General features: G+C 38.3%; 14 protein-coding genes. 13 read left to right on the top strand and 1 reads right to left on the bottom strand.

Features of this window, described 5'->3' with window-relative positions; genetic code table 11:
- Window positions 1–456: 456 nt before the first annotated feature.
- A complete protein-coding gene (murJ, locus tag AB1397_04895; GenBank protein ID MEW6482320.1) occupies window positions 457–2,010 on the bottom strand; it encodes a murein biosynthesis integral membrane protein MurJ in 1,554 nt (517 codons plus the stop codon).
- Window positions 2,011–2,109: 99 nt separating this feature from the next.
- Between murJ and AB1397_04890 the strand changes: the two genes are divergently transcribed.
- The 13 genes from AB1397_04890 (at window position 2,110) to AB1397_04830 (ending at window position 14,214) form a co-directional block, all read left to right on the top strand.
- Window positions 2,110–2,949 (top strand): 4-hydroxybenzoate octaprenyltransferase, encoded by an 840-nt coding sequence (locus AB1397_04890; GenBank protein MEW6482319.1) that lies wholly within the window; start codon window positions 2,110–2,112, stop codon window positions 2,947–2,949.
- 43 nt (window positions 2,950–2,992) lie between these two features.
- Window positions 2,993–3,532 carry a 50S ribosomal protein L6 gene (gene rplF, locus AB1397_04885; GenBank protein MEW6482318.1) on the top strand — a complete coding sequence of 180 codons (540 nt, stop codon included), beginning with the start codon at window positions 2,993–2,995 and terminating at the stop codon, window positions 3,530–3,532.
- Window positions 3,532–3,888 carry a 50S ribosomal protein L18 gene (gene rplR / locus AB1397_04880; GenBank protein ID MEW6482317.1) on the top strand — a complete coding sequence of 119 codons (357 nt, stop codon included), beginning with the start codon at window positions 3,532–3,534 and terminating at the stop codon, window positions 3,886–3,888. Before rplF ends, rplR begins: the two co-directional genes overlap by 1 nt.
- A 31-nt stretch (window positions 3,889–3,919) precedes the next feature.
- Window positions 3,920–4,411 (top strand): 30S ribosomal protein S5, encoded by a 492-nt coding sequence (gene rpsE / locus AB1397_04875; GenBank protein MEW6482316.1) that lies wholly within the window; start codon window positions 3,920–3,922, stop codon window positions 4,409–4,411.
- A gap of 3 nt (window positions 4,412–4,414) precedes the next feature.
- Complete coding sequence (gene purN, locus AB1397_04870; protein ID MEW6482315.1) at window positions 4,415–5,014, top strand: phosphoribosylglycinamide formyltransferase; 600 nt, start codon at window positions 4,415–4,417, stop codon at window positions 5,012–5,014.
- Complete coding sequence (locus tag AB1397_04865; GenBank protein MEW6482314.1) at window positions 5,011–5,802, top strand: ParB/RepB/Spo0J family partition protein; 792 nt, start codon at window positions 5,011–5,013, stop codon at window positions 5,800–5,802. The genes purN and AB1397_04865 overlap by 4 nt, the downstream gene beginning before the upstream one ends.
- A complete protein-coding gene (gene lptC, locus AB1397_04860; GenBank protein MEW6482313.1) occupies window positions 5,792–6,316 on the top strand; it encodes an LPS export ABC transporter periplasmic protein LptC in 525 nt (174 codons plus the stop codon). The genes AB1397_04865 and lptC overlap by 11 nt, the downstream gene beginning before the upstream one ends.
- Window positions 6,317–6,321: 5 nt before the next feature.
- Window positions 6,322–7,065, top strand: a complete 744-nt coding sequence (locus AB1397_04855) for a TatD family hydrolase (protein ID MEW6482312.1) — start codon at window positions 6,322–6,324, stop codon at window positions 7,063–7,065.
- Between the two features lie 4 nt (window positions 7,066–7,069).
- The gene (locus AB1397_04850) at window positions 7,070–7,510 is read left to right on the top strand and encodes a hypothetical protein (protein ID MEW6482311.1); all 441 of its coding nucleotides are present in this window, start codon (window positions 7,070–7,072) and stop codon (window positions 7,508–7,510) included.
- A 24-nt stretch (window positions 7,511–7,534) separates the two neighbouring features.
- Window positions 7,535–9,169 (top strand): dihydroxy-acid dehydratase, encoded by a 1,635-nt coding sequence (gene ilvD / locus AB1397_04845; GenBank protein MEW6482310.1) that lies wholly within the window; start codon window positions 7,535–7,537, stop codon window positions 9,167–9,169.
- Window positions 9,170–9,307: 138 nt separating this feature from the next.
- A complete protein-coding gene (gene mfd / locus AB1397_04840; GenBank protein ID MEW6482309.1) occupies window positions 9,308–12,145 on the top strand; it encodes a transcription-repair coupling factor in 2,838 nt (945 codons plus the stop codon).
- A gap of 129 nt (window positions 12,146–12,274) precedes the next feature.
- Window positions 12,275–13,267, top strand: a complete 993-nt coding sequence (gene gmd / locus AB1397_04835) for a GDP-mannose 4,6-dehydratase (protein MEW6482308.1) — start codon at window positions 12,275–12,277, stop codon at window positions 13,265–13,267.
- A complete protein-coding gene (locus AB1397_04830; GenBank protein MEW6482307.1) occupies window positions 13,264–14,214 on the top strand; it encodes a GDP-L-fucose synthase in 951 nt (316 codons plus the stop codon). Before gmd ends, AB1397_04830 begins: the two co-directional genes overlap by 4 nt.
- The last annotated feature ends 15 nt before the right edge of the window (window positions 14,215–14,229 follow it).

Genomic DNA, 14,229 nt, shown 5'->3' with positions numbered 1-14,229 from the left:
ATCAAAGCTTGGCCTGCTCTTTGAGTATGGCTGTTTAGCCAACGGAGACTACCTAAGGGCCATTTTCAGATACAGAAGCAATCCTATCAAGGCTATACAAAAGAGGGTTGTCAAATATCGATCCCGGGCTCCTACACAGGAGCCTGAAATGTGGCTTAAAGCCGCCTAAGCACAATCTTTAAGAGATGAGCGATTTTATAAAGCGTTATGGAATTATAGTTAATTCCATAACGCTTTACAAAATGTATGGGTTTAGATAATCTTAAGGAAAACTTTATAAAATTATGAATTTTGAATGTTGAATTTTGAATTAAAAGGGAAAAAATTTTATAAAACTTAAACCTTCAATTCAAAATTCAAAATTTAGAATTCAAAATTTCTTAAAAGGTGGATGAATTTTTAACAGATAAACACAACCCTATCTATTTTTGCACTAAGTAATGGAAGATACTATAACTATAACCTTATTAACCTCTTGTTGTCCAAGTTTCTTCCTTTATAAAATGTATTACGAAGGGTAGAAACTTCGGAAATCCTAAAGAGCTTTCCACATAAAAGATAAATAAAAACACAAAGGATTATCCCTCCCCCTACATTAAGGGCAGAAGATAAACCTATTTTAAGAAAGGCAAGAAGAAAAATTCCCATTATAATCCCTGCAATAAGGGATTTTACAAAGGTTTTAAGGACAAGCCTTATATCTACCAGACCTATTCTTTTTTTCAAGATAATCGTGAGAATAGAAAGATTTATCCAGCAGGACATAGATGTTGCAAGGGCTAATCCTCCCTCTTCCAATGGCTTTACAAACAAAAGGTTTAAGGCAATGTTTAATACCATACAAAACCCTGCTACTTTAAGGGGTGTTTTTGTATCACCCAAGGCATAGAAGAATGAAACAACAGGCTTTATACCACAAGAGAAAACAAGGCCAAGTGTATAAAAGAACAGAGCAAGATATGATGCATTTGTTTCAGAGCGGGAAAATTCACCATGCTCAAAAAGGAGGCTAATAATTTCTTTCCCTAAAATAATAAAGCCAACCATAACAGGAAGAATTATTACAAGCACAAGCCTTGCTGCCCAATTTAGTGTTTTCTTTGCCTCTTCCAGATCATTCTCGGCAATAGACCTTGAGATGGAGGGAAGGGCTACAATCCCAATGGCTGTCCCAAACAATGCCAGAGGAAGGTCGATAAGGCGATTTGCATAGTATAGGCTTGAGAGAGCAGAAGGTCCGATAAGGGAGGCACAAATTGTATCAACAGCAATATTTACCTGATATACGGCAAAGCCAATTAAGCCAGGAAGCATCTTTATTCCTATCTCTTTTACACCTGGGTGTGAAAGGCTGATTATGGGTTTATAGCCAAAGCCTTCATTAAATAAAGCTGGAGCCTGAATGAGAACCTGCAAGACTCCACCGAGCAAGACAGCTAAAGAAAGACCAAAGAGGGGGTCTTTAAGGCAGGGACAGATAAAGAGGATAAAGATAATAAAGCTTAGATTAAGCATAACCGGTGCAAGGGAGGGAGGGCCAAATCTCTCCAGAGAGTTTAAGATTCCCATTATCACAGCAGAGAGGCAAATAAGTATAAGATATGGAAATATTATCTTTAATACGGAAGCCATTGAAGGGATAAGCCCAAGATTTATAAAACCTGGGGCAACTATGGAACAAATAATAGGTGCAAATATAATGCCAAAAAAGACAATCAATAATGAGACAATGAGGAGGAGGTTGATAACAATAGAGGCAAGCTGCCAGGCAGAGCTTTTCCCCTCCTTCTTAAGATACCTTACGAATACAGGGATAAATGAGGATGATAATGCACCCTCTCCCAAAAGCATCCTGAACATATTTGGAATAACCCATGCCGCAAAGAAAACACCCCTTAATTCCTTTGAAAAGAAATGGGCAAGGAGAAAATCCCTCACAAAACCTAGTATTCTACTTAAAAATATCCCAAAGCTTACAATGCCTGCATGCTTTGTAAATTTTTCATACATAATTTATATTCTAGCAAAAATTTAGGGCAATGTATATTTTTTTAAGAATTTTCATTTCTTGACATACAATGCAATAATTGTATATACTGGCAAAGTAAGTTGTTTAAAAAGCTCTATTCATTTTTTATCCTTATAAAATTTGAGCATACAATCTTTGCCCTTCCATTTGCCTATATGGGAGGAATGATAAGCTATAAAGGGATTATGCCCTTTTATTACTGGCTTTGGATTACACTAGCAGGGGTTTCTGCAAGGACATTTGCTATGCTTCTAAACCGTATAATCGACAAAGAAATTGATAGAAAAAATCCAAGAACAAAAAACAGACCATTTATTACAGGAAAAATAAAGATAAAAGAAACAATACCCATTCTTATTCTCTCCATTTTTCTCTTTTTCTTCTCTTGTTTCAAGCTTAATCTTACCTCCCTTTTTCTCTCCCCCATTGCCCTATTTCTTATTTCATCTTACCCCTATACAAAAAGGTTCACTTGGGCTTCCCATTTCTATCTTGGCCTTTGCCTATCTTGCGCACCAATTGGAGGCTTCCTTGCTGTTTCTGGAAGGCTTGATATTTCAGCTTTAATCCTTGGGCTATTTGTCATATTATGGGTCTCTGGCTTTGATATTATCTATTCCCTACTTGATATGCAATTTGATAAAGAATATAACCTTTATTCAATTCCCCAAAGGTTTGGTGAAGAAAGGGCCCTTCAGATTTCTTTTTTTCTCCACATCCTCTCTGGTTTTCTCCTTATCCCCTTTGGAATATTATCCTCTTTTGGATTAAAATATTGGATGGGTGCATTTTTTATCTTCCTTCTTCTGATAAGGCAACATATAATCATAAGGGATAGAAAGAGGATAAATGAGGCTTTCTTTACCACAAATGGCATAATCAGCATCCTTTTGTTTTTTATCGTTCTTTCCTCTTATTAAAAAATCCTAGACAAAAGATAGGGTTTTAATTTAATATATTTTTATGTCACGGATTGGAAGACTTCCGGTAGAAATAGAAGAGGGTGTCTCTTGTAAGATAGAGGATGGTTCTTTAAAGGTAAAGGGACCAAAGGGTGAATTAGAAAGAAAGATTCCAGGAAGGATAGGGGTAAGAATTGAAGGAAAAAAAATTATCGTAAGTAGAGAAGATGAGGAGAGAGCCACAAAAGCCTTACATGGCTTAACCCGCACCTTGATAAACAATATGATCACAGGTGTAACAAAGGGATTTGAAAAGGAGATGCTTCTTTCTGGTGTAGGATGGAAGGTAGGGATGAAAGATAAAGACCTTATCCTTAATGTAGGTTATTCCCATCCCATTGTTTTCTCGCCACCAAAAGGGATTACTATACAGACAGATAAAGAGAAAATAAGGGTTTCTGGAATTGATAAGGAGCTTGTGGGAGAAATATCGGCAAGGATAAGGAGGATAAGGCCGGTTGAGCCATATAAAGGGAAAGGAATAAGATATGCAGATGAGGTTGTAAGGAGAAAGGCTGGAAAAACAGGAGGAGCAAAATAATGCTTAAAAAAGGGGAAATAAAGAAAAGAAAAAGAAAGAGAACAAGAAAAAGGATTTCGGGAACAGAAGAAAGACCAAGGCTTTCTGTGGCAAGAAGCCTGAAGCATATCAGAGCCCAAATTATAAATGATGATTTAGGAAAAACCCTTGTTTCTGCCTCATCTCTTGATAAAGAAATAAAAGAGCAATTTATCCATCCAAAGAGAGAGAATGCAAAAAGGGTGGGAGAACTTCTTTCCAAAAGAGCAAAGGAAAAAGGGATAAAAGCGGTTGTCTTTGATAAAGGCCCTTTCTCTTTTTCTGGAAGGATAAAGGCTCTAGCACAAGCTTGCAGAGAGGGAGGACTTGAATTTTAAAATGGATGATTATAATTCAATTACAGAAGAGATAGAAACAATCTCATCTGAGCTCCCATTGTTTGAAAAGGTTGTCTTTATTAACCGGATAACAAAAACAACAAAGGGCGGGAAAAGGCTTCGTTTTTCAGCATTGGTGGTTGTAGGAGACAAAAATGGCTCTGTGGGCATAGGAATGTCAAAGGCAGCAGAGGTTCCTAAGGCTGTTTCAAAGGCTATTGAATACGCAAAGAAACACCTGGAAAGGATTCACTTAAAAGATGGAACCCTTTTATTCCCTATTTCTGCCAAGTCCTGTGCCTCTTGTGTTCTTCTTAAGCCTGCACCCCCGGGAACAGGCATTGTTGCAGGTAATACAGCGAGGGCTGTTTTTGAAGCCCTTGGTGTAAAAGATGTGGTTTGTAAATCCCTTAAAAGCAATAACCCGATAAATGTAATTAAGGCAACAATGGCAGGTCTTAGAAAAATGAATATGGTCTACAAAAGGCATAATGTAAAAACAAAGCTTCAAGAGCAGGAATAATAGATGTTAAACCTTGGGGTTTTAGTCTCGGGAAGGGGATCAAACCTCCTTGCCATAATCAAAGCAATAGAAGAAGAAAAAATAAAAGCCAAAATTGTCTGTGTCATTAGCGACAAAGAGGATGCAAAGGGGCTTAAAATAGCAAGGGAGCATAATATAGAAGCCATATTTTTAAGCCCTTTGGGCTTATCAAAAGAGGAATATGATAGGCTAATTGTTGAAGAGCTTAAAAAGAGGGATGTTTCTCTTGTTTGTCTAGCTGGTTTTATGAGGATAATCTCTCCATTTTTTGTAAGCGAATACAAGAATAGAATTATGAATATCCATCCCTCCCTCCTCCCCTCTTTTCCTGGATTATCTGCCCAAAAACAGGCATTAGAATATGGGGTTAAGGTTTCAGGTGCTACTGTTCATTTTGTAGATAATGGTTGTGATACAGGGCCAATTATTTTACAGAAGGCTGTTTCTGTTCTGCCAGATGATACAGAGGAAACATTATCAGCAAGGATATTAGAAAAAGAGCATAAAATATACCCAAAAGCCATAAGGCTTTTTAGTGAGGGAAGGCTTGAGGTTTCTGGGAGAAAGGTTAGTATAAAATGAAAAAGGCATTGGGAAGGGGTTTGGATGTATTGTTTCCTGATAGCGAAGCCTTTGTTGAGATTGAAAGGGAAAAGATAAAGCCAGGCAAATACCAACCCAGGGAGAGGTTTGAGGATGAAAAAGAAAATGAGCTTCTTTTGTCGGTAAAGGAAAAAGGTCTTCTTCAACCAATCATTGTCCGACCAAAAGATAGCGGATATGAAATTATCGCAGGAGAAAGGAGATTCCGGGCGGCTGTAAAAGCAGGGTTTGAAAAAATCCCTGCAATTGTAAAGGATGCTTCTGATTCCGAGAGCCTGGTCATTAGCCTTACCGAAAATCTCCAAAGGAAAGACTTAAATCCCATTGAGGAGGCAAAGGGATACAAGAGGCTTACAGATGAATTTGGCTTGACACAAGAGGAGATAAGCAAGGCAGTGGGAAAGGAGCGTTCTGTTATTGCAAATACCATAAGGCTGCTTTCCCTTCCTCTCCATATCCAAAAGGCAATACAAATAGGAGAGATTTCATCAGGACATGGAAGGGCAATCCTCTCTATACAGGGAGATAAGAGGGATTTGGTGTTTAAGGAAATTTTAAAGAAAAAGCTAAGCGTTCGGGAGGTTGAAAAAGTTTCACGTGAAACAAAAATAGATTATGAACTTACTTCCATTGAGGAGAGGATAAAAAAAGAGTTGGGAACAAATGTAAAAATAAGGGGAAATATAAATAAGGGGAAAATAGAGATAGAGTATTACACAAGTGAAGGGCTTTCTGGGATATTGGAAAGGATGGGAATTGAATTATAAAGTCAAAAGTCAAAAGTCAAAAGTCAAAATTTGTTTAACATCTTCTGCTTTCTCTCTTCTTCTTATTTTTGCCTCTTGTGGGAAGGAAAAAAGAATTGTTTCTCCCCCTTGTTCTCTGATTAAAAAGAGTGTTCTTACCTCCTCAAAGAGCGGAAAGAAAACATGGAGGCTTACCTCAGAAAGGATAAGCATGGCAGATAATAAAACATATCTCTACGAGGTAAGGCTTGAGCTATTTAAAGATAAGGAGGTAGAATGCACCATTACAGGAAATTGCGGTGTCATTGAGGGGGATAAAATAAGCCTTAAAGGGAGCATAACCGCAAGCACGAAAAGCGGAGCAACCCTTACCACATCAAGCCTTCAATTTTGCGAAAAAAGCAATGCACTTTCAACAAATGACAGGGTTTCTTTTATAAAAAAAGGTTTAATCCTTAGAGGCTCTGGGCTTATTGCAGATAGAAGCCTTGGCAATGTAAAGATAAAGAAAGATGTTGAGGTGCTTTTTAAATAAGAAAAATGCTGGTAGATACCCATTGCCATTTGGATGATCGTGTATATGACAACGATAGAGAAGAGGTTATTGAAGATTTTAAGGGCCTAATTATAAATTGTGGAACAAGCCTTGAAACATCAAGAAATTCCATTGAGCTTTCCAAGAAATACAAGAATATCTATCCAACCGCTGGCTTACATCCGCACTATGCAAAGGATATAGACAATAATTTTTATAATGAATTCAATTCTTTGATAGATTCTTCAAAGATTGTTGCAATTGGTGAATGTGGCCTTGATTTTTATAGAAATTTGTCAGATAGAAAGATTCAAGAAGAGGTATTTAGAAACCTTATAAGGATTGCAAACAAAAGGAAGCTTCCCTTAATTATCCATTCTCGGGATGCAATGGATGAGACATTAAGAATCATAAAAGAAGAGGGTGTTAAAAAAGGTGTCCTACATTCATTTAGTGGAACAAAGGAGGATATTGCAAAGGTCCTTTCTCTTGGGTTATATATATCCATAACCGGGGTTATCACATTCAAAAAGGCAAGGCTGAAAGAGGTTGTCTCCTATATCCCAAAAAATAGGATTATGTTTGAGACAGATTCACCCTACCTTACACCCGAGCCCTATAGGGGAAAAAGAAACATCCCAAATTATGTTAGATATGTTATTGAGGGATATGCCAATTGCGTGGGGATAAAATTTGACGAGGCATCCGAAATAAACTATAATAATGCAAAGGTGTTTTTTGGTTTATAAGGGGATGAAACTATTCTTTCTTACCATATTTGGGATTAGCTTTGGCTTGCTTGAGGCAATTGTGGTTGTCTATATAAGGAGGGTAATTCCAGAGGATGCATGGAGGTATATTCATAGCATACAAGCGATTTCTAATCTTCTTACCAAACACAATATTTTATTTATCGAGCAGACCAGGGAGGCATCAACCATAATTATTTTACTAACCCTTGCCATACTGGTTGGAACAAGGCTTAAGGAAAGGATTGCCTATTTCCTCTGGGTCTTTGGGGTATGGGATATATTCTATTATATTTTTCTTTACATCTGGCTTAAGTGGCCAAAATCCCTCCTTGAGCTTGATATTTTGTTTCTTATTCCCTGTCCTTGGGTTGCACCGGTTATCCTTCCTATTGGATGCTCTTTTCTCTTTCTTTGGACATCCCTTCTTTTGTTGAAACATTAAGCCCTAATTTGGTATAATTAAGCAATGCGTTCAGATTTAATGAAAGAAGGGGCAAAAAGGGCTCCCCATCGCTCGTTATTTAAAGCAATGGGCTATACGGATATAGAGCTACAAAAGCCCATTATTGGTATCGCAAATTCTTATAATCAGCTTATCCCAGGCCATATCCAGCTTAACAAAATTGCTCAGGCGGTTAAGGAAGGGATAAGAATCGCGGGAGGAACGCCAATGGAATTTTTTACCATTGGCATCTGCGATGGCATAGCAATGGGGCATATTGGGATGAAATATTCCCTTCCTTCCAGAGAATTGATTGCCGATTCGGTTGAGCTAATGTGCAGCGCCTACCCATTTGACGGACTTGTTTGCATAACCAATTGCGATAAGATAACCCCTGGGATGCTTATGGCGATGCTTCGTCTTAATATTCCAGCCATTATGATTAGCGGAGGTCCAATGCTTGCAGGATACCTTAATGGAAAAACCATTGACCTTATTTCCGTCTTTGAGGGGATTGGAAAGTATGCAAAGGGGGAGATAAGCGAAGAAAAGCTAAAGGAGATAGAGGATTCTGCCTGTCCTGGCTGTGGCTCTTGTGCCGGGATGTTCACCGCAAATACAATGAATTGTTTGACAGAGGCATTGGGTCTTGCTTTGCCAGGCAATGGGACAATCCCTGCGGTTTCTTCAAAAAGAGCCTCTTTGGCAAAAGAGACAGGGTGCAAAATAATGGAGCTTGTAGAGAAAGATATAAAACCAAGGGATATTGCAACAAAAAAGGCATTTTTAAATGCCATTGCTTTGGATATGGCACTTGGTGGCTCAACCAATACCGTTTTACACCTTCCTGCCATAGCTTGTGAGGGAGGGATTGAAATTGACCTTTCTCTATTTGATGAAATAAGCAAAAAGACACCAAATCTTTGCAAAATCTCACCCGCCGGCAACTATCACATTGAAGACTTAGACAAAGCGGGGGGAATACTCGCTGTTTTAAAAGAGCTTTCCAAAAGGGGCTTAATTGATGAATCGCCTCTCACTGTTTCCTGTAATACAATAGGAGAAAACATAAAACCTGCAAAAAATTTAAACCCAGATGTGATAAGAAAGATTGATAATCCATATTCAAAAGAGGGGGGGATTGCAATATTGTTTGGAAACCTTGCAAAAGATGGATGTGTGGTTAAACAAAGTGCTGTTTGCCCCGAAATGCTTGTTCATCAAGGAAAAGCGAGGGTCTTTGATTGTGAAGAAAATGCTTTAAAGGCAATATTGGAAGGAAGAATAAACCAAGGCGATGTTGTGGTGATTAGGTATGAAGGGATTAAGGGAGGGCCAGGGATGCGTGAAATGCTTTCTCCCACCTCAGCCTTAGCCGGTATGAGACTGGATAGCTCGGTGGCTTTAATTACCGATGGAAGGTTCTCTGGTGGCTCAAGGGGTGCAGCAATTGGCCATATTTTACCCGAGGCACAAGATGGAGGGACAATTGCCATTGTGCAGGATGGCGATATTATAAAGATAGATATTCCCAATCGGAGGCTGGATATAGAATTAAGTAAGGAAGAAATAAAACAAAGGCTGGCTAGCTGGAAAAAGCCAGAGCCAAAAATAAAAGAAGGCTATCTTTATCGCTATACAAAAAATGTATGTGTTTAGCTAAAGCTAAACAATTAAACAATTCGTTTCTCCCTCTTTAACGAGGAAGCTTAAACACATATTAAGGAGCTAAACACATACCAAAAAATGATTTTAGTTGGACAATTATTTTATTTTTGCGAAAACCAATTGATATGAATGAAAAAAATAATTCCTCCCCTTTCCTTTCTCCTTTTAGAGCTTTCTAAAGAATATGAAATAAAGGGCATCCCACAGAATGCAAAGCCATTTATATTGGCATCCCTTATAAACAAAAAGGATATTTCCCTAATTATCACAAAGGAAAGCCTTGCAGAGAGGCTAAAAATAGACCTTTCATATTTTCTTTTAGATACATATCTCTTTCCCCAAGATGAGGAAATACCAAGCGCAATTTCTGAGGTAAGGGAAATCCTTAAAAGGATAAGGAAGAGAAAAAGGACAATCCTTATAGGAGGTGTTCTATCCATCTTAAGGCCCGTTCCCTCAATAGATGCTTTGGATAAGGAAGAAATTTCCTTTTCACTGGGAGAAAAGATAAGCTTTACCGAAACAATAGGGGCTTTAAATAAAATTGGCTACACAAGGACAACAAGGTGTGAAGAAAAGAGAGAGATTGCCATAAGGGGCGGAATATTGGATATATGGCCAATAAACTATGATTGTCCATTAAGAATTGAATTTGATGGCGATAGGGTCTTTTCTTTAAGGCTCTTTGACCCCATATCCCAGGTGTCATTTAAAAATAAAGAGAAAGCCATTATCTCTCCCTGTTTTTCAAAGCAGGAAGGCTCAATCTTTGATTACATTAACGAAGGAATAATCCTTGATGAGGAACAGGATTTAAAAGAGGAGGCAGAAAATGAGGGCTTTTTATGGGAGGATATAAGGAAGAAAATAAAAAATCCCTATACCTTAACCTGTTTTAAAGAGGCAAAATTTAAGCTTTCTCAACCTCCCTCCTTTAATGGAGCAATAGAGCAATTCATTTTATCTGTAAAATCCTGGCTTAGGGAGAAAAAAAGAATAATTATCTGTTGTGGTTATTCTGGACAGGGTGAAAGGATGAAGGATTTACTTATGGAGTCTGGAGTGGGAAGTCTGGAGTCTGGAGTCAATGTGGTTATTGCTCCCATATCCTCTGGCTTTTCCTTTAAAAATACAATTGTCCTTACCCACAATGAAATATTTGGAAAGCCACAATTTATACCAAGAAAAACTAGAAGGAGGATAAGCCCCATCTCAAGCATTGATGAGCTTAAAATAGGAGACTACGCTGTCCATATAAACTATGGGATTGGAAGGTATTTGGGGATAAAATCCCTTTTTTCCTGTGGAAGGATAAGGGATTTTATAATCCTTGAATACAAAGATAATGATAAATTATATATCCCTGCTGAGAGGATAGACCTTGTAGAAAGATATATCGGTCCATCAAACCCTACAATAAACAGGCTTGGCGATGGAATATGGGAAAGAACAAAGAGTAAGGTCAAGGCCGAAACATTAGAATATGCAAAAAAGCTCCTTTCCCTTTATGCAGAGAGAAAGGCATTTTTAGGACATAGATTTTCTCCTGATACAATTTGGCAAAACCAGCTTGAGGCAGGGTTTATACATCAAGAAACGCCTGATCAGATAAAGGCAATCGCTGAGATAAAAAAGGATATGGAAAGCAATAAGCCAATGGACAGGCTCCTAATTGGTGATGTGGGATTTGGAAAGACAGAGGTTGCAATAAGGGCGGCTTTTAAGGCTGTAATGGATGGATTTCAGGTGGCAATCCTAACTCCCACAACCATCCTTGCTCACCAGCATTACAATACATTTTGTGAAAGAATGAGCGGATTTCCCATAAATCTAGGGCTTCTCTCAAGGTTTAACAAAAAGGGGGAGAAAGAAATAATAAAAGGATTAAAAGATGGTGGTATAGACATTGTCATTGGAACCCACAGGCTAATTCAAAAGGATGTATCATTCAAAAAACTTGGGCTTTTGATAATTGATGAGGAGCAGAGATTTGGGGTAGGACAAAAAGAAAAGCTCAAGGAATTTAAGAAGACCCTTGATTGCCTTTATCTCTCTGCCACACCCATTCCAAGGACATTGTATTTTGGCATATCAAGCCTTATGGATGTAAGCATAATAAACACACCACCCATTGGAAGGGAGGAGATTATAACCCATATCGCAGAGTTTAACCCAGAGCTTATAGAAAGGGCAATATTGAGGGAACTTGAAAGAAAGGGCCAGGTCTTTTTTGTCCATAATTCCATTGAAACAATAGAGAAAATGAGGGATTATATAAAAGCCCTTATCCCAGGAATACCAATTGGCATAGCCCATGGAAGGCTTAAGGAGAAAGAACTTGAGGAGACAATGGTTTTATTCCTTGAGAGAAAGATTGACCTTCTTGTTTCAACCTCCATAATCGCCTCAGGCCTGGACATCCCCTCTGCAAATACAATAATTATAAACAATGCCCAGGAATTTGGCCTGGCTGATATATACCAGCTAAGGGGCCGGGTTGGAAGGAGGGAGGAAAAAGCCTATTGCCTTCTTTTATATCCCAACAAGAAATTAAAAGAGAAGGAAAAGCAAAGGCTAGTTTCCATCCAGAAATTCTTTTCTTTGGGTTCTTCCCTCTCTCTTGCTTTATCTGACTTGGAAATGAGGGGTGCTGGGAATATATTGGGAAGAGAACAAAGCGGGAATGTCCAATCAGTTGGCCTCTCCCTTTATACCAGGCTTCTTAAGGAGGCTGTAAATAGAATAAAGGGGATAAAAAAAGAGGAAAAGGTCATAGCACCTATTGATATTCCAAGTGATGCCTTTATTCCAGAGGATTATATCAGCGATGAAAATGAGAGGTTTAATATCTACAAAAGGCTCTCCTCTGGTTGTTCTCCAAAGAAGCTAGAAAGGGAAATAAGGGATAGGTTTGGGGGAATTCCAGAACCTATGGAAAGGCTTTTTGGAATGTATAGCCAAGGTTAAATTTATACTTAAAAACCAATTGCTTTTTGCTATAACAATCCAATTCTTGACACCGACAATTCATAAGTAATATAATTATTTGGTATATAGATGAGGCTTCTAAATTGACATCAAACACATACAAAAATTATGAAAAAAGCTCTAATTACAGGAATTACAGGTCAGGATGGTTCATACCTGGCAGAGCTTCTTTTAAAAAAAGGGTATGAGGTTTATGGAATTGTAAGGAGGTCAAGCTCATTTAATACAGCAAGGATAGACCATATCTATCAAGACCCCCATGAGCCAGATGTAAAGCTTAATCTTGTTTATGGAGACCTAAATGATGCAAGCTCCTTAAATAAAATCATAAGGACAATAAAGCCTGATGAGATTTATAACCTTGGAGCACAGAGCCATGTAAAGGTAAGCTTTGAGGTTCCCGAATATACGGGAGAGGTTGTCGCCTTAGGGACAACCCGAATGCTTGAGGCAATAAGGGAAGCTGAAATAAGCCCTAAGTTCTATCAGGCATCATCCTCTGAGCTCTTTGGAAATTCCCCTTCCCCCCAAAATGAAGATACACCCTTTGATCCAAGGAGCCCCTATGCTTGTGCGAAGGCTTATGCATTTTATATGGTAAAAAATTATCGGGAGGCTTATGGCTTATTTGCCACAAATGGCATACTATTTAACCATGAATCGCCAAGAAGGGGGGAGACATTTGTCACCAGGAAGGTAACTATGGCAGTTGCTAAAATAAAGCTTGGGCTACAAAAAAAGCTCTATCTTGGAAATTTAGAGGCAAAAAGGGATTGGGGGTATGCCCCAGAGTTTTGTGAGGCAATGTGGCTTATCTTACAGCAAGAAAAACCAGAGGATTATGTCATTGCAACAGGAGAGACGCATTCTGTTCGTGAATTTGTTTCTGAGGCATTTTCTTATGCAGGCCTTGATTGGAAAGACTATGTAGAAATAGACCCAAAATACTTTAGGCCAACCGAGGTTGATTGCTTAATTGGAGATGCAAGCAAGGCAAAAAAGAAATTAAATTGGCAGCCCAAGATAACCTTTAAAGAATTAGTCAAGCTAATGGTTGATGCAGATATGGAAAGGGTAAAGAAAGAGTATAACATAAGATGAGCGATTTTTGGAAGAATAAAAGGGTAATAGTTACAGGTGGTGCAGGATTCTTGGGAAAATATGTAGTTTCTGATCTCAAAGAGAGAGGATGTGAAAATATATTTATTCCAAGAAGCAAAGATTATAATTTGACAAGGGAGATTGATGTAGAAAGGCTTTATAAAGATTTTTCCACAGATATGGTTATCCATTTAGCGGCAATTGTTGGTGGGATTGGAGGAAATATGGAAAACCCAGGAAGATACTTTTATGATAATCTGGTAATGGGTGCGATGCTGATGGAATATGCAAGGAGAAATAATATTAAAAAATTTGTTGCCATTGGAACAATTTGTGCCTATCCAAAGTTTACCCCTGTCCCTTTCAAGGAAGAAAATCTATGGAATGGCTATCCCGAGGAGACAAATGCACCCTATGGCCTTGCCAAAAAGATGATGCTTGTTCAATCCCAGGCTTATAGAAAGCAATATGGGTTTAACTCAATATTTCTTCTTCCCGTAAATCTTTATGGACCAGGAGATAACTTTTCTCCAAAATCCTCCCATGTGATTCCTGCTTTAATAAAAAAGTGTGTCGATGCGATAGAAAATAAGGAAGATGAAATTGTTGTCTGGGGAACCGGAAGCCCAACCAGAGAGTTTTTCTATGTCAAGGATTGTGCGGAAGGGATATTATTAGCCGCTGAACACTATAACAAAAGCGAGCCTGTAAATTTAGGCTCGGGTATGGAAATATCCATTAGAGATTTAGCCAATCTAATTGCAAGGCTTACTGGATTTAAGGGTGAAATCATCTGGGATACTACAAAGCCAGATGGTCAGCCTAAAAGAAGGCTTGATACAACAAAGGCAGAGCAGGAATTTGGATTTAAGGCAAAGATGGATTTTGAGGAAGGATTAAAGAGGACAATAGAATGGTATAAGGAATGGAGAAAAAAGAGAGAATAAAATACTTTGATAAAA

It is taken from the genome of bacterium (assembly GCA_040756715.1).
Lineage (GTDB): Bacteria > UBA9089 > UBA9088 > UBA9088 > UBA9088 > JBFLYE01.
The sequence above is the reverse complement of the archived record's forward strand: the minus strand, read 5'-3'. Positions and strand labels throughout refer to the sequence as shown.